This window comes from Streptococcus sp. k-628, assembly GCF_013277475.1.
Classification (GTDB): Bacteria; Bacillota; Bacilli; order Lactobacillales; family Streptococcaceae; genus Streptococcus.
Window position 1 is genome coordinate 20,872 of record NZ_VMMZ01000044.1, and the last position, 21,460, is coordinate 42,331.

19 protein-coding genes and 1 pseudogene are annotated in these 21,460 nt (G+C 32.7%); 7 read left to right on the top strand and 13 right to left on the bottom strand.

Annotated elements, in window-relative coordinates; translation table 11 throughout:
• Positions 1-122: 122 nt before the first annotated feature.
• Positions 123-599 carry a glutathione peroxidase gene (locus HT730_RS06495; RefSeq protein ID WP_173307138.1) on the top strand — a complete coding sequence of 159 codons (477 nt, stop codon included), beginning with the start codon at positions 123-125 and terminating at the stop codon, positions 597-599.
• A 221-nt stretch (positions 600-820) separates the two neighbouring features.
• Here HT730_RS06495 and HT730_RS06500 read toward each other — a convergent pair whose 3' ends face one another.
• From HT730_RS06500 to HT730_RS06520, 5 genes are all read right to left on the bottom strand, one after another.
• Positions 821-3,034: a TIM-barrel domain-containing protein gene (locus HT730_RS06500; protein WP_173307139.1), complete on the bottom strand. Its 2,214-nt coding sequence runs from the start codon at positions 3,032-3,034 to the stop codon at positions 821-823.
• A complete protein-coding gene (locus HT730_RS06505; protein WP_173234231.1) occupies positions 3,031-3,675 on the bottom strand; it encodes a YesL family protein in 645 nt (214 codons plus the stop codon). Before HT730_RS06505 ends, HT730_RS06500 begins: the two co-directional genes overlap by 4 nt.
• A 181-nt stretch (positions 3,676-3,856) precedes the next feature.
• The gene (locus HT730_RS06510; RefSeq protein WP_004256278.1) at positions 3,857-5,422 is read right to left on the bottom strand and encodes an extracellular solute-binding protein; all 1,566 of its coding nucleotides are present in this window, start codon (positions 5,420-5,422) and stop codon (positions 3,857-3,859) included.
• A 9-nt stretch (positions 5,423-5,431) separates the two neighbouring features.
• Positions 5,432-6,328 (bottom strand): ABC transporter permease subunit, encoded by an 897-nt coding sequence (locus HT730_RS06515; protein WP_173234229.1) that lies wholly within the window; start codon positions 6,326-6,328, stop codon positions 5,432-5,434.
• A 17-nt stretch (positions 6,329-6,345) separates the two neighbouring features.
• Entirely contained in the window at positions 6,346-7,263 is a 918-nt protein-coding gene (locus HT730_RS06520) for an ABC transporter permease subunit (protein WP_000861540.1), read from the bottom strand.
• 202 nt (positions 7,264-7,465) lie between these two features.
• Between HT730_RS06520 and HT730_RS06525 the strand changes: the two genes are divergently transcribed.
• Positions 7,466-9,136: a histidine kinase gene (locus tag HT730_RS06525; RefSeq protein ID WP_173234227.1), complete on the top strand. Its 1,671-nt coding sequence runs from the start codon at positions 7,466-7,468 to the stop codon at positions 9,134-9,136.
• Positions 9,117-10,655 (top strand): helix-turn-helix domain-containing protein, encoded by a 1,539-nt coding sequence (locus tag HT730_RS06530; protein ID WP_173234225.1) that lies wholly within the window; start codon positions 9,117-9,119, stop codon positions 10,653-10,655. Before HT730_RS06525 ends, HT730_RS06530 begins: the two co-directional genes overlap by 20 nt.
• A 366-nt stretch (positions 10,656-11,021) precedes the next feature.
• Here the strand turns inward: HT730_RS06530 and HT730_RS06535 are convergent, their stop codons facing one another.
• Entirely contained in the window at positions 11,022-11,633 is a 612-nt protein-coding gene (locus tag HT730_RS06535; RefSeq protein WP_050242551.1) for a Fic family protein, read from the bottom strand.
• On the bottom strand, positions 11,633-11,809 hold the full coding sequence (locus tag HT730_RS06540) for a hypothetical protein (RefSeq protein ID WP_000050754.1): 177 nt from the start codon (positions 11,807-11,809) through the stop codon (positions 11,633-11,635). Before HT730_RS06540 ends, HT730_RS06535 begins: the two co-directional genes overlap by 1 nt.
• Before the next feature lie 370 nt (positions 11,810-12,179).
• Between HT730_RS06540 and HT730_RS06545 the strand changes: the two genes are divergently transcribed.
• Positions 12,180-12,941 (top strand): IS110 family transposase, encoded by a 762-nt coding sequence (locus HT730_RS06545; protein ID WP_050242552.1) that lies wholly within the window; start codon positions 12,180-12,182, stop codon positions 12,939-12,941.
• Positions 12,904-13,347, top strand: coding sequence for a transposase (locus HT730_RS06550; RefSeq protein ID WP_078748264.1), 444 nt, complete (start codon positions 12,904-12,906; stop codon positions 13,345-13,347). Before HT730_RS06545 ends, HT730_RS06550 begins: the two co-directional genes overlap by 38 nt.
• Positions 13,348-13,449: 102 nt before the next feature.
• Here the strand turns inward: HT730_RS06550 and HT730_RS06555 are convergent, their stop codons facing one another.
• The 6 genes from HT730_RS06555 to HT730_RS06580 form a co-directional block, all read right to left on the bottom strand.
• Entirely contained in the window at positions 13,450-14,211 is a 762-nt protein-coding gene (locus HT730_RS06555; RefSeq protein WP_050242680.1) for a MurR/RpiR family transcriptional regulator, read from the bottom strand.
• Positions 14,212-14,593: 382 nt separating this feature from the next.
• Positions 14,594-16,279, bottom strand: coding sequence for an alpha-glucosidase (locus HT730_RS06560; RefSeq protein WP_173234223.1), 1,686 nt, complete (start codon positions 16,277-16,279; stop codon positions 14,594-14,596).
• The gene (locus HT730_RS06565) at positions 16,279-16,695 is read right to left on the bottom strand and encodes a PTS N-acetylglucosamine transporter subunit IIBC (protein ID WP_050242554.1); all 417 of its coding nucleotides are present in this window, start codon (positions 16,693-16,695) and stop codon (positions 16,279-16,281) included. Before HT730_RS06565 ends, HT730_RS06560 begins: the two co-directional genes overlap by 1 nt.
• Positions 16,696-16,706: 11 nt before the next feature.
• The gene (locus HT730_RS06570; protein ID WP_001000716.1) at positions 16,707-17,519 is read right to left on the bottom strand and encodes a PTS system mannose/fructose/sorbose family transporter subunit IID; all 813 of its coding nucleotides are present in this window, start codon (positions 17,517-17,519) and stop codon (positions 16,707-16,709) included.
• On the bottom strand, positions 17,512-18,312 hold the full coding sequence (locus HT730_RS06575; RefSeq protein ID WP_000452055.1) for a PTS sugar transporter subunit IIC: 801 nt from the start codon (positions 18,310-18,312) through the stop codon (positions 17,512-17,514). Before HT730_RS06575 ends, HT730_RS06570 begins: the two co-directional genes overlap by 8 nt.
• A gap of 11 nt (positions 18,313-18,323) precedes the next feature.
• On the bottom strand, positions 18,324-18,800 hold the full coding sequence (locus HT730_RS06580) for a PTS sugar transporter subunit IIB (RefSeq protein ID WP_000117808.1): 477 nt from the start codon (positions 18,798-18,800) through the stop codon (positions 18,324-18,326).
• Positions 18,801-19,494: 694 nt separating this feature from the next.
• Between HT730_RS06580 and HT730_RS06585 the strand changes: the two genes are divergently transcribed.
• Both HT730_RS06585 and HT730_RS06590 read left to right on the top strand, forming a co-directional pair.
• Entirely contained in the window at positions 19,495-20,703 is a 1,209-nt protein-coding gene (locus HT730_RS06585; protein ID WP_050242555.1) for an ATP-binding protein, read from the top strand.
• Positions 20,704-21,096: 393 nt separating this feature from the next.
• Positions 21,097-21,447 (top strand): annotated as a pseudogene (locus HT730_RS06590) (tyrosine-type recombinase/integrase); the annotation flags it as partial.
• Positions 21,448-21,460: the final 13 nt, after the last annotated feature.

Sequence of the window (21,460 nt, forward strand, 5' to 3'; positions counted from 1 at the left end):
TTTTTAAGCTATTTGTAAACGATTTCTATTATATCAAGGACCTATTTTTCAACAACATCTTCCATCCGACTCGACGAAAAAAGTAAAAACTGTTACAATGTAGAAAAAGAAAAGAGGCCCTCATGACTTCACTTTATGATTTTTCCGTTTTAGACCAAAACAACCAATCAACTCCACTAGATGCTTATCGTGGTAAGGTTCTCTTGGTTGCCAACACTGCTACTGGATGTGGTTTAACGCCCCAGTACCAAGGACTTCAAGAACTCTATGATCGCTATCAAGAACAAGGTTTTGAGATTTTAGACTTCCCTTGCAATCAGTTTATGGGACAAGCCCCCGGTAGCGCAGAGGAAATCAACGCCTTCTGTAGCCTACATTACCAGACCACCTTCCCACGTTTTGCCAAGATCAAGGTCAACGGTAAGGAAGCAGATCCTCTCTATGTTTGGTTGAAAGAACAAAAATCTGGCCCACTGGGAAAACGAATCGAATGGAATTTCGGTAAGTTTCTCATTGGTCGTGATGGGCAGGTCTTTGAACGCTTCTCTTCAAAAACAGACCCGAAACAAATTGAAGAGGCAATACAAAAACTACTATAATTCACAATCTCACTATGATCAGGTTTCCTTTAGCCTAATGAATAGTGAGATTTTTTGATGGGCTTTGACTTAAATGGAAAAACACCTCACGGATCGAACCATGAAGTGTTGTAAAGTCTATGTTGTAGGTGCTTATTTCATATTTTCAATGTGACCAATGATAACAAATACCATACCGAATCTTCATATACACTAAACAAATAACTTTCTAATTATCTCAATTAGTTTTCGCTAGTAAATATCATTTCCAACAAACGCCCTCTCAATTCCTTATCCTGATGATGCAAGATATTCATTAACTCATGAGAATTTTTGGCATTGATGAATTGATTTAATAATCTATCTTTTAATTCATATGGAAGAGAAGCCGTTTTTAGTAGTCTAAAAACTTCGTCATTTAGGGATGTCCTTTTATTATCTTTCCATTCAAATCTAGCTGTATCATTCTTATTTGGCAATTCAATTATAGACACATTCGTTCCTTTAAAATGAATTCTATGTCTTCTATTACTTGGAACGATACTAGAATCTCCTTGTAATGCTAACTCTACCATCCCCATTTCCCAATCGATTGATAATCTTGTTTTATATCTTTGACCATTTTGATCTTCAATCATTTCAAAAGAATGTTGTTTGCCTGGGAATACATACCAATCTACAATTTCAGGTAAATCAACACCCATATCTATCTCAGAACCAACCAAGGGAATGATTGCACCACTTTTTGCAAACACAGGCATAGTCGAGATGTCTCTATAAACACTTAACTTCACACCACCTGTGTACTTTTTCTCTAAAAAGAAGTCATACCATTCACCTTCAGGGAACCATACATCTACTTTTGCAGATTGGAATGCCAAATCCATCTTTTCTACAATGGGAGCCACCATCAGTTCTGTTCCAAAAAAGTATTGATTTGGAACATTATAGCTCTCATCATTCTCTGGGTAAAAATAATACATTGGGCTGATTAAAGGGGCACCTTCCTCATGTGTCTGTACATTCATGGTATATAGATATGGAATCATCTGATGTCTCAAACGTAGGTATTTCTTCATAATCTTAGATGTTGTTTCTGAAAAAAACCAAGGTTCTTTACTATTGAAGGGACTTCTAGAACTATGTAATCGAGTTATCGGACTAAAAACACCAAACTGTAGCCATCTAGTTTGTAGCTCTTCATCATAATCCCCCAGCATGTGCCCACCGATATCATGGCTCCACCAACTATAACCGATGTTAGATGCTGTCGCTGTAAAATAAGGTTGAAATCTTAAGGAATTCCAACTAATAATGGTATCTCCTGAAAAACCAACAGGGTATCGGTGACTACCCGGCCCTGCATATCTTGATAAAATCAAGCCACCTTCTGCATTTTTACAACTATCCTGATAGTGATAATGGTTTAAAAGCCACAGTGGATCCAACATGCCTTGTGTCCCTTGTTGCCAATCAATCCACCAAAAATCTACCCCCTGCTTTTCCAGCTTATAATGAACATCTTTAAAGTAAGCTTCCCTAAAAGAGGGATTAAAAAAATCAAAAATGGCTGGTTCTTCTAATTCTACATTCAACCCCAATCGTTTGGCGACCCGAGGATAAGCTTCTTCATAAGCCCGTATACCATCAGCAGGATGGACATTTAAAGAGAGTTTTAACTTTCTATCATGAAGTTGTTGCAATAACTGTTCTGGATTAGGTATTAAGTTTTTATTCCAACTATATCCTGTCCAGCCACTTCCAAAACGGGCTGGAATGTCAGTTATATGCCAATCCATATCTAACACACCAATAGATAATGGAATTTTTTCTGTTTCAAATCTGTCTATTAAATCCAAGTATTCATCCGACGTATAAGGCCAATATCTACTCCACCAATTGCCTAAAGCATATCTTGGTAACAAGGGTGTTGAACCAGTCAAATGATAAAAGTCTCTGATTGCTCCTCTATAATCATGCCCATAGGCAAAGAAATAGAGGTCAATTTGATTTTCTCTCTCAATATAACCAGACTGTTCATCCCAAATAAATCCTTGAGAATCATCCAATAAGGCTATACCATTTCGGCTAATAATTCCATCTTCTAATGGGATGGCTCCATCTGCCTTATCCAGAGTCCGAGCTGTTCCTTTTAACGTTTCAATAGATTCACCAAAATACCAACGACTACCATATACGGCAAAATTTCCTTTTAATTCTATAAATAAATTTTCGGCGTTAAATTCTCCTTTATTAAAGTGCAGATGAAAATAGTCCGTCATAATATCTAGTACGTTTGATGTCTCGATATAATCTAACGAAACTTGACCAAAATCTCTATTATAGATAAGTTGTGTCGTTCTATCCTCAAAACTTCCAGTTTGAGAGTATTCTAACCTTACTAACTTGTCTGTTAATACAGAGATTCGATAAAACTCTCCCTTAAAAATTTTCACTTTGTTTTCCTCCTTTTAGTAAATTTCTTTACCTTATCAAACATTTTATTTGTTATCGTTACATTCATCAATCCGCAAAAAGCAAATCCCCCAAATGTAAATACGTAAATAGCTGTTAAAACTCGTTCTGGACTACTAAAACTCATATACAGTACAGAAATATTAAATAAAACCAACATGATAGCTTGTATTGGATTTAAAATACAAATTAATACGCTATTTACAATACTATTTTTTAGATTATCTTTAAATAGACCAATATAGGGGAAAATAACACTCATCAAAAGTATTATAACAAATAAAAAGGGCAACACTAACAATAAACTATACTCTGAAAATAAACTTGAATAGCCCCAAAGACAATAGTTCACATATAAAAGTAATTCTATTAGGAGGATAAACAACCAAATAAAAGTTGATTGTTTAAAATTTTGTCTAAAGATCCGAAAATAATGATAAGCAATATCGGTATCTTTACCTTTTAAAATACGATACCACATTGTCGTAAGAGAAGTTAATGATGCCCCAATTGTAACTATTGGAATACAACTAACAATAAATAGAGTATTTAAAATAATTAAATCTGTCAAAAAAGTTAAAATTCTAACCACTTTTCCATCTAATGAAAATAATTTTTGCATAATATATTCTCCATAAAATCAATCGTCTTAACTCTATATTTTAGAATGTCAGTTGCACAAAAACATTTCCAAATTTCTTTAAAAATTAGAATAAAGGAAGCGAGATAATTTGATGTTATCAGTCTCGCTTCCTGTAATTAGCTAGTCCCTTGTTTATACAACCAAGAGTTCATATAAAGTATTACTCTTTGACTTCTTTTTGGTAACGATTATATGCTTCCTGTTGAATCTTCATAAATTCGTCCAATCCCATATTCTTAAGAGTTTCTTTGTATGAGTCCCATTCTTTTTCTATGCCGCCTTCAACTACCCATTTAGATGCTTGTTGTTTGACATAGGATTCAATACTAACATAGATTGATGATAATTTGTTAAGCTCTTCTTGTGAATAAATCACATTAGGGTAAGCTGGCAACGCAAATTGTTTCAAATCTTGGTCCATCTTCAATTTCAATCCATCACCTTGTGTTTGATCGATTTCTACGCGACTATTGATATCATCGCTTACGTATTTAGGACCAAAATCTCGAAGTGAATTAATCCATGCCCATTCATCAGCTGATTTACCATCTTTAGGAGGTAACACTTTAAACTTATCACCATTCTTTTCAGTAGCTATTCCAAATGATCCATAGAAATTCTGAATACTTGCTTCATCTGTATATAATTTATCCAACCATTTCAATAATTTAGCAGGGTTTTTGCTCTTATTTGTAATCAAAATCTCATTGCGACCATAGTTGTAATGATCTGGATCAGAAAAGACATATTGTTTTCCATCCATACCTTTTAAAGCAGGTAGAGCAATATACTCACTTGAATGTAAGCCAAACGTTGCATCTGCTGTCCAACCACTAGAAACACCTACTCTAGATACTCCCTTATCCATACGTTTCGCAACACTCATAGAGGTATCTTCTGTAAAGATTTCCGGATCAATCAAACCTTTTTTATAAGATTCGTGCATTGCTGCAATCCCTTGTTTATAACTTTCCTCTGTACGAAGGTAGACTGGTTTTCCATCTTTTACAGACATTTCATATGTATTATCTGCCCCTAAACGATTATTGAACGGAAGAATATATGAGAATGTTGGATCAAAGTTTCCTGCTCCGAATGGAATTTCATCAGAAGCGTCTCCATTTCCGTTCGCATCTTTATCCTTAAATTCTTGTAGTACTTTTACTAAATCATCATACGTTTCTGGAACCTTTAATCCTAAATTATCCAGCCACTTTTTATTAATAAATAGCTGATTAGCTACAGTAGGGCGCATCGGTAATTTTTTAGGTAGGCTGTAGATATGACCATCTGGTGAAGTAATCATCGCTTTAATCTTAGGCTCTTTTTCCATAGCCTTAGTTAAATTTGGCATGTTTTCTTTGATTAAATCTTCCAATGGAATAAATAAAGATTGGTTCTGAGCAATTTCTGAATCTGTAAAAGCATTTGAACCTAAAAACGCATCTGGTAAATCTCCACTAGCAACCAAAACAGATTTCTTATCTGCCCAATCTGCAGCTACAAGTGTGTCCCATTTAACATCGATACCGGATTCTTTGGCAGAATCTGTTAGAAAACCTTTATGATAATCTTCTCCCCAGTCAGACCAACGAACAGTTGTGATTTTATAAGAATCTTCTCCAGATTTATCGTCCTTATTCGCATTATTGGAATTTGCACAGGCTGTTAAGCCAGCAAGTGTAACTGTTCCTAAGAACAAATATGTAAATGATTTATTTTTCATGTTTTTCTCCTATTCTTTCAAGGCGCCAATCATTACACCTTGATTAAAATATTTTTGAACAAAGGGATATAGCAACATAATCGGAGCGGTTGAAATAACAATTGCTGCATATTTCATCATATCAGCTTTAATACGAAGATCTGATGCCACTTCTCCTGTTGCTTGCGATTGTAACATTTGATTACTAATTAGTAAACGTCGTAAAATTAATTGCAATGGTTGTAAATTTTCATTCGTTAAATAAATTAAAGCATTAAACCACGAATTCCAAATACCAACTGCAGTCCAAAGTCCAATAACTGCTATAATAGCTTTTGATAACGGAACAACTATTTTAATAAAATAACGAATTGTACCACAGCCATCAATTTGCGCAGCCTCCCACATCCCGTCTGGAATACTATTATTAAAGAAAGTTCTAGCAACAATAATATTGTATGATGAAACTGCAAAAGGTATTACCATTACCCAAAATGTATCAATCAAGCCTACATTCTTTACTGTTAAGTAGGTAGGAATCAAGCCACCTGATACAAACATAGGGATTATGTAGAGAATACTCATCCACCTTCTACCAACTAATTCTTTTCTAGATAAAGCATAACCAGCTGGAATATTGACTACTAAAGCAACTAAGGTACCAACAACAGTATATAAAATGGTATTTAAATAGCTACGCAAAAATAAAGGTTGTTGAATAAGACGTAAATATCCATCTAATTTCCATTCTCTTGGAATAAACCATACCTTCCCGTTTGCAACATCTGAAGGATTACTAAAAGATGCAATCACTACAAACCATAACGGATAAACAATTAACAGGATAAGGAAAATTGCTAAACCATAGGTAACTATATCAAATAATAATTCAGAGTTTGTTTTTCTTGATTTATGAAACCATTTCACTTTAAGCACTCCTTCCTTTAAAAAAGACCCGTTCTAGTATATCTTTTTGAGAACCAGTTAACAGATAACAAAATTATTAGATTGACTACGGTGTTAAATAACCCTATAGCTGTCGAATAACTATACTGAAAGTTCACCATACCAACTTTATAAACATAGGTCGAAATTATCTCACTTCCTGCTAAATTAAGTGGATTCTGTAGTAGTAACACTTTCTCAAACCCTACACTTAATAAACTACCTGCTCTTAATATTAGTAAAATCATAGCAGTCGGCAAAAGCAATGGTAATTCTATATGCCGAATTTTTTGTAACCTAGAGGCACCATCCATAGTTGCAGCCTCATAATATGTAGGATCAATTGCAGAAAGCGCCGCCAGATAAATAATACTATCCCAACCAATATGTTGCCATACATCACTCCAAACATAAACACCTGCAAAATGACTAGGTTTTGATAAAAAATCTGGAATAGTGATTCCAACAGACTTAAATACATTCGCTAACAAACCACTAGTAGGAGATAAAAATAAGATAATCATCCCACACATAACCATTGTAGAGATAAAATGGGGTAAGTAAGTTGTCACTTGAAATATTTTTCTAAATTTCCCAACTCTTAACTGATTACTAATGATAGCTAGTATAATAGGTAAGGGGAATCCTACTACAATACTATAAAGTGAAATTTTTAATGTATTGAACATAGTTGTCCCGAATTGGAATGATGAGAAAAATTGAGTAAAATACTTAAATCCTACCCACTGACTAGCAAAGATACCATTGGCTGGTGAATAGTCTTTAAATGCAATAATTAGTCCCAACATGGGAATATAGGAAAATAAAATTAATAGCAATATTGAAGGAAAAAGTAATATATATAACGGAATACTATGCTTTAATTTTATTTTATGAAGTTGAGATGCTACTTTCATTTTTTTCCTCCTATCTGATTTTCTACGATTATTTTACACCATATAGAATTCCCTTAATAGAACTTTTTGGACTAGGTTTATCAATTTTTCAGTTTTTTAATTTTAAAAACTATTACTTTTCCGACATCTTGATAAAACATATCTGTTTTGTTACATGATATCGTATTTTCAAAGTGCTATAATTTTAAGAGGAGAATAGTATATGAAATTAAATCACGACTTATCAAAAAAACATTCCATTCATTTTTTCTTTAAACTCCTACTTGTACTACTATTGATAAATATTTTAATCAATATTGCTATGAGTAACATAACTAGAAATTTTATTAAAAACCAAAATATAGTACACCTACGTAGTTCAATTGAAATTTATGCTGATTCTGTTAATGAGAAATTGCATTCTGTAGAACGCTTTATGTACTCAACAATAACGCATAATGAATCTTTAGAGAAATTAAATCATGTACAAACGTTTCTTGACTATCAAGAAAATCTCAAAAAAGTTCAAACTAGCTTTGCAGAGTTTGAATATCAAAATGAAACTCATATGACATTCTTATTAGAAACCGATAGTACTGATTATTTTATAAATGTCTCCAATCTTTATATTCCATATGAAGATTATCTACTGTTAAAATCAAATCTAAAATCATTGCGTAGTGATATAAGTGACCGTAAATGGAAAAATGTAACTACTAAAAATAGCGAATACTTAGTTAAATCTGTTCATTACGAAGGAAAAATCATTTATGCCGTCATATCTTCAGAAGATATCCTAAAACCTCTAAGAAAACTTAATATTGGAAATAATGGTAAACTTTCTCTAAAAGAGCCTAACAATATACCCTCCGAGAACTACCTGATTCATGCTCAAAATGAAAAAACGCATTTACCTTTCGATATTTATGTTTTAGTCGATTATGCCGAAGTCTTTAGAAATATCACACTCTTAGAAGTATTTTTATCAGCCGTTCCTATCATTATCACCATTTTATCAATCATCATTATCCTGTATATTCGTCAGTGGATGATTAAACCTATAACAAGACTCACTGAACGACTCTCTCAACTCGGGGACTCCATCCCCCCTTCTGAATTTTTTATATCTGAAGGTATACTAGAAATTGATAAGGCAAATGATAAACTTAATAAAGTAATTTTTGACATGCAAGAATTAAAAATACGGGAATACCATTCACAACTAGAACTTAAGAAGATTGAACTTAATTATCTTAAGAACCAAATTCGTCCGCATTTCTACTTAAATATGTTATCAATGATTCATAGTATGCTTCAAACAAAAAACTATAAAGAAATTGAAGAGTTAACTATCCTAACTTCAAATTATCTCCGTCATTTATTTATGGCTAATCAAGATTTTTCAGAACTTAAAGATGAAGTTCAGCATATTAAAGATTATTTAGAAATACAACGAATTCGATATGGAAATAGCATCTACTTTTCACTAAACTACAATGATGACCTACAAAATACTCTTGTTCCATCGTTACTGTTACAAACGTTTATTGAAAACACAATCAAACACGGTTTTTCATTTCAGGATTTATTTACAATTTTACTATCAATAAAAAAAGTAAAAACTGAGAACTCAGATTATATTCAGATTTGTATCGAGGATAATGGTCCAGGTTTCTCTGAAGAAATTTTATCAAAACTAAATCAGAAACAGTCTCTAATAACAGAAGATGGACATCATATTGGGATTACAAACACCATCGAACGTTTAAATCTTCTCTATCCTAATGACTATAGTGTTGCATTTGAAAATAATGAAGAAGGTGGAGCTAAAATTCTTTTACTCATTCCATACAAGATTATAGACGGAGGTTATAATGAACATCTTATTAGTTGATGACGATCGTTTTATCATTGAAGCTTTACGAGAGAAAATAAATTGGGCTAAACTACACATTGACACTGTTTATGTTGCCTATAGCCTCACTCAAGCTCAAAATATTATTAGAGAGAATCCTATTGATCTCATGATAAGCGATATAGAAATGCCTCAAGGTAGTGGCCTCGAACTCTTATCGTGGATTAGAAATGAAAAATATGATATAAAAACAATTTTTTTAACCAATTACGCCGACTTCAACTATGCTCAAAAAGCAATTGAATTACAAAGCTTCGAATACTATCTAAAACCCATTAACTTTGAAAAATTAGAATTTATTATTCAAAAAGCCATTAGTAAAATTGAGAATCATAACTTAAACGGAAAAAATGATGCACTTTTACAAATAGAAGATAATTTCTGGTATGATTATCTTAGAAAACCTCAAATTTCTCGCATTGATGAGCTAGAAAACATAGCAAGCAAACAAGGTTTTATTCTTAAAAAACACCAATATTTTTTCCTTGCAGTTTTAACAATCAATCTTAATGAAGAAGATTATTCTGCAGAAACTCCATCATGGACTTCTCAACTAAAAAGAGAACTTCAAAGAATTTCACAACCTTCTTATAAGCTGATAAGTCTATTCAAGATGGAAAGCCAGGTTGATCAATATGTTTGTCTCTTTAGAGTAGACTCATCCAAACGTAGTGACAAATTGGCATATGAGATTCATTCTCAAATTTCTAATAACTTTAGTAAATACTCAAACATTATATATAAGAGTTGCCATAAACTATACGATATTTTATTTCATACCAAAGAACTCTACACTTATAATGAACAGTATGTTTCTTATTGGAATACTATTACATGTGTTCCACATAGTTTCCCAACTTCTTTCAAAACAGAAACTCTTTCAATTACTTTTTTAGATAGCTTAAGCGAATATGAATTAAGAGAAAAAATTGATTCACTTGCTTATAATTCTCAAATTCCTACTTTCACACTACAACAAATTTTACTAGATTGGACTCAACAAATAGGAATATATCTAGATCAAAATGGAATCTCGGCACATAAATTATTCCAAAACAGCACTCATGATTTCTTATTCCAACGACGCTTTCATTCAATTGAATCTTTTCAGAATTACTTTGATTATTACTGGTCACATGCTAAGAAATTTGCAACAAACATTGAAAACCAAAAAAATAGTATTCAACGCATCGTCGAATACATAGATCATCACTACTATGAGGATATAAATCGTTCTATATTAGCAGATATGGTTTATCTCAGCGCAGATCATTTAGCTAGAATTTTTAAAAAAGAAACTGGAGAAACTCTTGTTAAATATATAACGGATAAGCGCATTAATGCTGCTAAATCTCTCCTATCTCAAACAAATATCTCAATATCACAAGTATCTTGTCAAGTAGGGTATGATAATTATTCTTACTTTACTAAAATTTTTAAACAAAGGACTGGACTTTCTCCTGGAGATTACCGTAAAACTTATCAAAACAAAACGTAAGCAATGTAAATTATTGAAATGCTAAAGACTGTGGTAAGCTTTGACACTCTACAATTTTTCCAAAGATAGCTCCATAAACTTATTTGAAATTGCTGATAAGGTAACTTCTTAAAAAGTCAGTTTGAGAAAAACATCCAGTAAATATTTCTAGGATAAAACGTATACTATCAAGCTTTTACGCCTGATAGTATGCGCTTTTTATTTGAATACTTGCTACAACACCTCATAAGGTTTACTATCATGCCATAGCAAAATGAACTGCACCCTAAAAGTTAAATAGAAAAAATCTAACTTTTAAGGTGCAGATTACATAAAATATTCTAGTACAATAGAGCATTCTTATCCAGGGTAGTCGAATGTATAAACTCATAACTTGAAAAGAATTTTTTCAAATAACTTCGTTAATTTAGTTTTGTCTCCATAAACTGTACCATCCATATACAGGTGATAAATCTCATCATCATCACCGATTGATATTTCACATTCATAACCTTTCATTAAAGCTAAAGAGCGAATAACCTCCCTCTGCGTTCTACCGTTTCCCTCACGGAATGGATGAAAATAATTGAGATTATCTAAAATTTCGACCAATAACTGAATGACTTCTTTTCTACTATTAGCATTGTCATGAAATCTATCTATCAAATTATTAAGGTAAGTGAGTGCTGTATCGAAAGACTGAATCGGCATAAAAGCATTACCACTTTTTGAAATATTGACTTTTCTAAATTCACCTGCCCAATGATACATATCTTCAAACAAAAATTGATGAATTTTCAATATATCTTTTACACTATAAACTGGGATAGGATTGATAAATAATTTCAAACTCTTACTAGCAACCATACGATATTCAAGATCGCGTGCTTTTTGCTCATCTCGTTCTTCCTGCTTATTTCTTAGAACTGAAGAATCTGGATAGGTATATAAATTATTCGGATCAATATAGTCATAAGAATCATAACATTTACGCTTCATTAAGCCATCCCCAAAGCAAGAGCTTCATCTCGTAATTTTTCAACATCACTAACCGTAGGTCGCCATCCTTCAATCATATTTGTACTTAAAGCATACCAAACACTCTTAAAAACGGACCGATTTTCAAAAGCGACTCCCATGATTGTCATCTTTTCTTTATCTATATCTAAGGACATACGCTACCTCCTTTAGTTACATTATACCATATTTCTATGTAATTTCTTTTTCATTTTTAACTAATGTACTGTAATCATTTTAGTCATTTTAAAAACGTTTTAAAATTTTTTAGGTTAATCATAATTTTATTTTAAGCTATAAAAACTCTAAGCAGGCAGAGCCTGCTAACTCATGACAGAAAAAGAAGTTTAGCTTATAATGAAGATGAACAATACAAATCCGTGGTGTCTAATAGGGCTTTTCCTAGCCTGTTAAAAAAACTGGATGAACAAGAGTCATGAGATAACTCGAATATGCCTTGAGCATGAAAATAAAATTACTAGTAGCCTCTTGTTCTATTGTTCAAATAGTTAACAGGAGGTTTTTATAATGGAAGTCATGATTGAAACGTGTTGTGGTATTGATGTCCACCAAAAATCCATTGTTTGTTGTATTCTAGATTGTCCACTAGATACTAATAAGCCAAAGAAAATTCAGAAGAAATTTGGGACAACTACTGTAGCTCTTCACAATGCCTTAGATTGGTTGGTGGAAAACCATGTCATACATGTCTTTTTTGAAAGTACTGGGCAATATTGGCTCCCTCTCTTTAATATCTTTTCAGATTCTAATCTCGTCTTGGTACTTGCCAATCCTCAACATATCAAGAATGTGCCTGGTCGAAAAACAGACATGAAAGATGCCGAATGGATTGCTCAACTCGGCCGTTGCGGACTAATTGAACCTTCCTATATCCCTGCTCCTGAAGTAGTACAGCTTCGTTTACTGACACGTCGCATGCGTTCTTACAAGCAGCGTCAAACTCAAGTCAAAAATGAAATTCACAATCTCTTACAACGGGCTAATATCAAGCTAACAAGTTATCTTTCTGATATTTTTTCTAAGACAGGGCGATCACTTTTAAAATTATTTATTAACGGAGAAAGCATTAATGTAGAATCTGTTATCCCTTGTATCCAAAAGCGAGTGAAAGCAAGTCCAGAAGAACTTGTTGAAGCGATGGAAGGAAAGTTGTCACTAGAAGATCGCTTCCTCTTAGACCAGAGCTTAGAGGAATATCAGATGTATCAGGAACTCATTGAAAAATTGACCGATGAGATTCAACACTACATCGAAAAGGAGTTTCCCTGAGGAAAATAGGATACTTCAAACCATTCCTGGTGTGAATGAAAACTGTGCTGCCACTATTCTAGCTGAGATTAGACCAACTGTTACAGCCTTTCCATCCGATGCACACTTAGCATCCTGGGCTGGACTATGCCCAGGATCTTATGAGAGTGCTGGCATTAAAAAATCCTCACACATTACGCAAGGAAATCGCTATATCAAACAGGCTCTGACCATGTCGGGATTAATTGTAGCACATTCTAAGGATCCAGCTTTTTCTTCTTTTTACAATCGAATTTCCCAAAGAGGAAGCAAGATGAAGGCGATTATTGCTTGTGCTCATAAGATTCTCAGAATCATTTACAAACTACTCTACACCAAACAGACTTATCAAAAAGAAAAGGCGATAGGACTGAGGAAACAGTTCTAACGCCCAAACTAAAAAAATTTCAATTATAGTATAGCACAGGAAGTGATTTTTTGCGCTTTTTTACTGTCTTTTTTCAAATAAAAACATCAGGAATGATCAGCTTTAATCACCTAACTTATTTACAAATTCTCTATACTTTCTTGCCAGAATCATTAATACTATATATAAGCAAGACATAGAGCGACTATCAAGGTCTGGATTTTCGTCTATTCTACTAATTTCATAAAACAATTGATACGTTGAATTATTCTTTAGAAAATTATCGCTAAACTCCGTTACACCAATAATAGTAACTCCCTTTGCATTTAATTTATTTATAGTTGTTTGTATCCCTTTAGTATTTCCACTCAATGATGTAATTATCACTAAATCATCTTTATTCAAATTATCAGCTAGCATGGAAAAATTCGTTTCCCCTGAAACAAGATAATTTGGACGATGACTTAAGAATAATTCATTTGACAACTCTTTCGTAAAATTGTTTTGAGTGAAACCAGTGGCATACAATGTTACTTGGGAAGCTTCATAAATTTTTTTTAAAATGGGCAAAAAATCTAATTCTGTAGCAAATCGAAATGTTTTCTGTATATCCATTTGTAATTGAGATAACAAGTCTATTTTATCCACTGATTTTGTTTTAGAGATTGAATCTTGAATCGAATATCTCATATCTGTAAAACCTCTAAAACCAATCTTCTTCGCTAATCTCAAAACAGTGCTTTTTGAAGTTAATAAAAGTTCTCCTACTTCTACTATCGTTTTTGATACAATTAATTCTTTATGTTGAACAATGAACTGCAACATCTCTTTTTCACTCATTGTTAAACTATCATAGTTAACTTCAACATGCTGTTCAAAATTCATTTTTTCATCCTTTTTATTTACATCATTATTTTCAAAATCGGTGTTGTTATTAAAAGTGCATATCCATTTGAAAATCCTATAAAACAATTTAATTCTATCATAAACAAACATAGAATTAAAGATAAAACATCTTCTTCATAGATTATATACATCCGAACTCATATTTGATTGAATTAGGCTTCAATAAATAAGTTAGTAGAAGAAACAAAATCAAAAAACGCACAATATCAAGTTTAGAAAAATTTGATATCATACGTTTCCTCATGAATAGATTTTATAAATTCCCTATTTCAATTGAATTTTGCTCTAGTATTTAAACTTAATAGTATTAGCTCTCACTATACTCGACAAATAGGTTCTATTCAAAGTTTTGCAAAAATCTTTATTGTTCTATTAAGAAAACTTGAGCCTCAAAAGGTTTCAATTCAAAAAATTTTGGAAGTTGTTTAAGTTCTGATTCATAATTTCCAATTAAATATTTTACTTGACTACCAATCAGATTCGATGGTACTTGTGAGGTAGTAGGTTGTTTAGAGAATGAACACACAATTAACAAAATTTGTTTATTATATTCCCGTACATAACTAAAGACATCACTATCTTCTTCGTTTATCAATTCATACTTCCCATGAATTATAATTGGGTAATCACGCCTCAAGCTGATTAATTTTTGATAATAATAAAAAACTGAGTTTGAATCTTCAAGACAGGCTTCTGCATTTATAGAAGAATTGTCTGGAGAATACTGTATCCAAGGGTTTCCACTTGAAAAACCATATCCTTCTTCTTTATTTCCATTCCATGGGAACGGTGTTCTCGCATTATCTCTAGATTTTAAATAAATTGAATTATTTATATAAGATGAAGATTCACCATTTTCCTTCATAAGTTCATAAAAATATTTAGTCTCGATATCTTTGTAATTCTCTACAGAATCAAAATGAACATTCTTCATCCCCAACTCTTCACCTTGAAAAACATACGGAGTTCCCTTCATCATATGCAATAAGGTAGCTAACATCTTTGCTGACTGTACCCTAAATTCACCATCATCACCAAATCGAGTGACAGCTCTTGGTTGATCGTGATTACTCCAGTATAATGAATTCCACCCTTTTTCTAACTTCAATTGCCACTCTGTTAAAACTGATTTTAAATCACTTACTTTAAAGCGTATATCTGAGAACTTACCATATCTACCATAATCCAAGTGCATGTGATCAAAATGAAACACCATATTCAATTCTTCATTTTCGGGCAGAGTATACTGCAAAGCTTGATCACTGTTTGTATTTGGAGCTTCACCAACTGTCATTACATTATATCGGCTTAGAACTTCCTGATTTAGTTCATGTAAAAACTCATGAACTCGTGGGCCATTTGAAGCTCCTACATAATAAGATTTAGTGTATGGAACTCCATCCGGTGCGTCAGGATAGTCCTGCCTTTTACTTATCAATGTAATGACATCCATCCTGAAACCATCAATTCCTAAATCAAACCATTTGGTCATCATTTTTTGAATTTCTTGACGTACCGTTGGATTTTCCCAATTTAAATCTGGTTGTTCCTTGGCAAAACAATGTAAATAATATTGATTTCGTTCTGGAACATACTCCCATGCAGATCCACCAAAAGTGGAACCCCAATTATTAGGTTCGCTACCATCAGGCTTAGGATCTTTCCAAATATAGTAATCAGAATATGGATTATTTTTATTTTTTCTAGATTCAATAAACCATGAATGCTTATCACTGGTATGATTCACAACCAAGTCAAGAATAATCTTTATTTCTAATTTATGAGCTTCTGCTAATAATTCTTGAAAATCTTCCATTGTCCCATAAATTGATAGGATTCTTTCATAATCACTGATATCGTATCCATTATCCACCAATGGTGATTCATAGATAGGATTAAGCCAAATAACATCAATTCCTAACTTATGGAGATACGGTAATTTTTCTTTTATTCCATTCAAGTCTCCTACACCATCTCCATTTGAATCCTTAAAACTTTGAGGATAAATTTGATAAACAATACTATTTTTCCACCAAGCATCTGCCATCACTCATCATCCTCATCAGTCACTTGATTATATATATCATTCACAAAAAGTAATTGATTCTTTGCTTCATCAATAGACTTTCTAATTAAATCTTCAGATAAATCTTCGCTTTCAATAGATAACAAAAGCGTCATAATAATTGGTAAATTCATCCCTGTTACAAGAAACAAATTTCTTTTGCTCATATACCTAATAAAAGTTTGGTTCACCGATCCACCAAGCAAATCTGTAAAAATCAGAACTTTTTCGTCAACGGGATAACTTTCTAAAAGTTTTGAAATTTCGTCTTCAATTGGCTCATTATTAATATAGGCTGCAATTACATCAATTTTTCCAATAGATGGGATTAAGTACTCTATAGTATCCTTCATCCCAGTTGCAAGATGATGATGACTTGCAATAATAACTTTTGTCATATTTTCTCCTTTTAATTAACTGATAAAATGCCAAAGTAAGACAGAATTAAAGATAGAATAATAATTCCAAAAATAATTTGAATTACGGATAACTTCTTATTCGCTAACAATTTGTAAACTAAATAAGTCATCACTGCAGGTAATAGCGCTGGCATGATTTTATCAAGAATATCGTCTTGAATTACTAGTTTAACATCTCCTGTAGTAAATACTGTCGAAATCTTCATTTTAACTACAGATGGGATTAAAGCTCCAACAACCGTTAAACCCATGATTGAAGCAGATTCAGTAAAAATATTTAATTTTTCACCTAATCCGGTTATCAACTTCAAACCAGAATCATATCCGATATCAAATAATTTAAATCGGAAAAATAGGAAGAAAACATTCAAAACTAACCAAATTATTGCACCAATTGGATTCCCTTCTAATCCCATATATGCTGCAATTGAGCCCATGATTGTTGGATATAATACCCAAATTAAGGTATCACCTACACCAGCAAGTGGTCCCATCATACCAGTTTTAAAATTTTGTACCGTATCTAAAGATTCAACACCATCTTTTTCTTCCATTGCTATACTTGCACCTAATAAGATATTAGCCATCCAAGTAGTAGTATTAAAATACTTAAAATGATTATTCAATGATGCAACATATTCATCATCATTTGGATAGATTTTTCTTAAAACTTTATTTAATCCATAAACAACTGCTGGTCCCTGTTGATTCTCATAATTAAAAGTGTTACATGCCATAAACATATATCTGAACGCGGCATTACGAATATCTTTTTTTGTTATTTTTTGTTGTACATCATTCATCAAAGTCATCTCCAAATTCTTCAGCTCCGGCAACTGTTGAAGAGACAACAGTTGATACATTTTTATTCATAGTAAAATAGTAATATGCAATGGCAAAACCAGCAAGAGAAATTCCTAAAATTGGTAAATTCAAATATGCTGCAAAGATAAAGCCAACAATAAGCATGCTTAAATATTTTTTAGTAGGCATAACTTGTAATAGAATCGCGATTCCGACAACAGGTAGGATACTACCTGCAATAGATAAACCATTAGTGAACCATTCTGGTACACTATTCAAAATTACATTTACAATTTTATCTCCAAAAATGACACAAAGAGCTGTCGGAATTGCGGTTGATAAACCAAAAATAACCGGTCCAATCCAAAAAATTCGATTCATCTTAGCAAACTTTTTCTCATTAGCTGCCTTCTGAGCTGCGTGGGTTACATATGTATTAAGTATTTTTGCTAAAACATCCAACTGAATACCAAGCATTCCAACAGGAACTCCCACTGCTAAAGCTACAGCTTTTGCAGACTCTACATTACTTGTTGTTTTAATCGCAATAAAACCACCTACTAATGCTGCAAGACCCCAGTTTGGTACTGATGAACCACCAATATTTGCAACACCTAACGCCATCAATTGGAATGTTCCACCAATAATCATTGCTGTTTTCATATCTCCCATAATAATTCCAACAAATAATGAAACCATTATAGGAAACCAAGTACTTAGTACCAATCCTTGTTGATCTAGTACTACCCAAAACGACAATAAAATAATAAGTAAACCTTGAATCACTTCCATAGTATCATCTCCTATTTAATATACTTTTCTAAATTTTCCTCTGGATCAGAAGGAACAAAATGGAATGTTACATCAACACCAAGTGTTTTTAATCTTTTCAAATCAGCAACTTCTTTTTCATTGACAGAGACCATCTTCTTAACTGTTTTTTTCCCTTCACCATCAAACATTATTCCAACGTTGACCTTTGGTATCTTTACTCCACCTTCAACTAATGCCACCAATGTTTCAGGTTCTCGAACAATTAGTAAAACATTATGATTATCATACTTGCCATCTGCAAAATTTGTAATCGCAGTATCTGTATCAATAATTGACATTCCAGTTCCTGCAGGTTTACTCATCCTCATAGCAGCCTTTTGGACTTCGTCCTTACTTACTTCATTATCTACTACCATCAACCTTTTGGCCTTTGTAGCCCCCGCCCATTGTGTTACCACAATACCATGAATCATGCGTTGATCAATTCTCGCTAATACTACTGACATATAGCTTCTCCTTTTTTTAAGTTATGATAGAATTATAAAACACGAAAACGCTTAACACAAGATATTATAAGCATTTCGGGAGATGTATTGAAAAGTTGGGATAAGTAGCAAATTAGTGAGAAGTTTCCCGACATAAGGAATTTATGTATCTGTTATCTTTTTCTTTCATTTGATTATTAGTATTCAAGATAAAACTGTCTAACAAACTATTTTATAAAATAATTTTAGTCAATCAAAAAAATTTAGGACATTTTTAAATCATAACACCCATCTAACGGGTGGTTTGCACCGAGGCTAGAAGCCCAAATTGCCAAAGGATGGAATAAAAGCCTTAGAGTTTTATTAAGGATAATTATAATCTTGATTTGGCTGATAGAACTAACTTTCAGGGGCATTTCCCCGAAATGAGAACATAATCATTTCTAATTTACATCCAATGGCTGTTGGTGGTTCACTTATCATAATCATAAAAAGTAGGCGAAAAATGCGAACTACTGTATCACAAAGTTGATGTAATAGTTTAACAACAAACGCACAGCTACTTCATGTCAGTTCAAATGATTTTATTATCGTCATTTTCTATTCTGAAGATATTATTTCTAGATATTTAAAAATAACAAAACAAATTCCATTTTATTTCCAAATATTTGAAAATAACGTCTATTTGTATTATACTATCTTTGAGGTATCTATTATGAACTATATTAAAAGACCACATTATTTAGACTTTTTAAGAAGACATCGTGACCGACAAATCATTAAGGTTGTGAGTGGAGTTAGACGAGCTGGTAAATCTGTGCTTTTTCAACTCTATAAAGAGGAGTTACTAGCAACTGGCGTAGACGAGGATCAGATTATATCCATCAATTTTGAGGATCTGAGTTATTATGACCTGCGACATTTTCAAACATTATTTACTTATATAAAAGAGCAGTTAGTTGAAGAGAAAACATACTATATCTTTTTAGATGAAATTCAACATGTTGAAAAATTTGAACTGGTAGCAGATAGTCTATTCATCTTGCCAAATGTTGACCTCTATTTGACTGGATCAAACGCTTACTTTATGAGTAGCCAATTAGCTACAAACTTGACTGGTCGGTATGTTGAGATAGAGGTCCTTCCTTTGTCATTTGAAGAATACCTATCAGGTCAATCTCTCTCAGAGAATCTGAATACAACAGAAATTTTTAACAATTATCTCTTTAGTGCTTTCCCTTACTTATTGCAAACATCATCTTACGCTGAAAAAATTGATTATCTAAGAGGAATATATAACTCAATACTGTTAAATGATATTGTCACTAGATTGGGAAATCCAAATCCTACTATTATTGAGCGCATTGTCCGAACCCTTCTCAGTAGTACAGGTAGCTTAATATCAACAAATAAGATTCGTAATACCCTAGTCAGCCAAAACGTTTCAATATCCCATAATACTTTAGAAAATTATTTGACGACTTTGACAGACAGTTTACTTTTTTATTCCGTCCCACGTTTTGATGTCAAAGGTCGAGCATTATTGCAACGCTTAGAAAAATATTATCCCGTTGATTTAGGTTTACGACACCTCTTATTGCCAGACCACAAAGAAGACATTGGGCATATCTTGGAAAATATGGTATATTTGGAATTGAGACGTAGATATTCACAAGTATATGTTGGTAATTTAGATAAATATGAGGTTGATTTTGTTGTTGTAACTGATCTTGGTCACTACGCTTATTATCAAGTCAGTGAAACAACACTTGCTCCTGAGACACTAGAAAGAGAACTTAGACCACTAGAAGCCATTAAAGATCAATTTCCTAAATATCTATTAACAATGGATACGATTCAGCCAACAGCCAATTACAATGGTATTGAGAAGAAAAACATTATAGATTGGTTACTAGAAAAGTAGATAAATATAAATCATGCAGCTAACTAGATTTGCAACAGTCTGTTATCAATGATTCTACCCAAACCCTAATAATATATAGTAAATTTAGAACACATTATCTAATACAGACACTTGAAAGATAAAATGGAATCTTTAACTTCTGGAAGTACTATTATTACTCAAAATGATGAATCTCCATAGAATTAATGAAACTATAAATCAAACGGAACTATAATGAAAAAGAGACCAAGCAATCAGGCTTTAAAATCCTAAAAACGCATACTATCAGGTATTGAAAAACTTGATAGGATGCGTTTTATTATGGAAATATTTCCTTCATTTTCTCCTGAAATAGGTTTTTGCTAGCCTATTTTCTCTATTTCTAATGACTTACTTCAGCTTCTTACCTCTTAGGAAAAACATCAAAAGGCTGAACTATCAAAGTTTGGAATTATCCAATCCGATGAACAATATGTCTTTACTTATATCGATATGAAGGGTAACGTTAATAGCCCTCTACACTCTGACTATCTTAATAATAAAATGAAATCTGTCAAACGTCGTCATCCTGAACTTAAGCATACTACACCTCATAAATTACGACATACAGGAGCAACATTAGCAAAACAGGCTGGAACGTCTATTGAAGCTATTTCTGAAGCTCTAACCCATAGTGACACGATTTCAACTAAGACTTATGTCAACACTTCAAATGTCATTCCAATGGCTGTTGGAGAGATTGCCTATCGTAATCTTAAAAAGTAATGGTGTGAAAAAT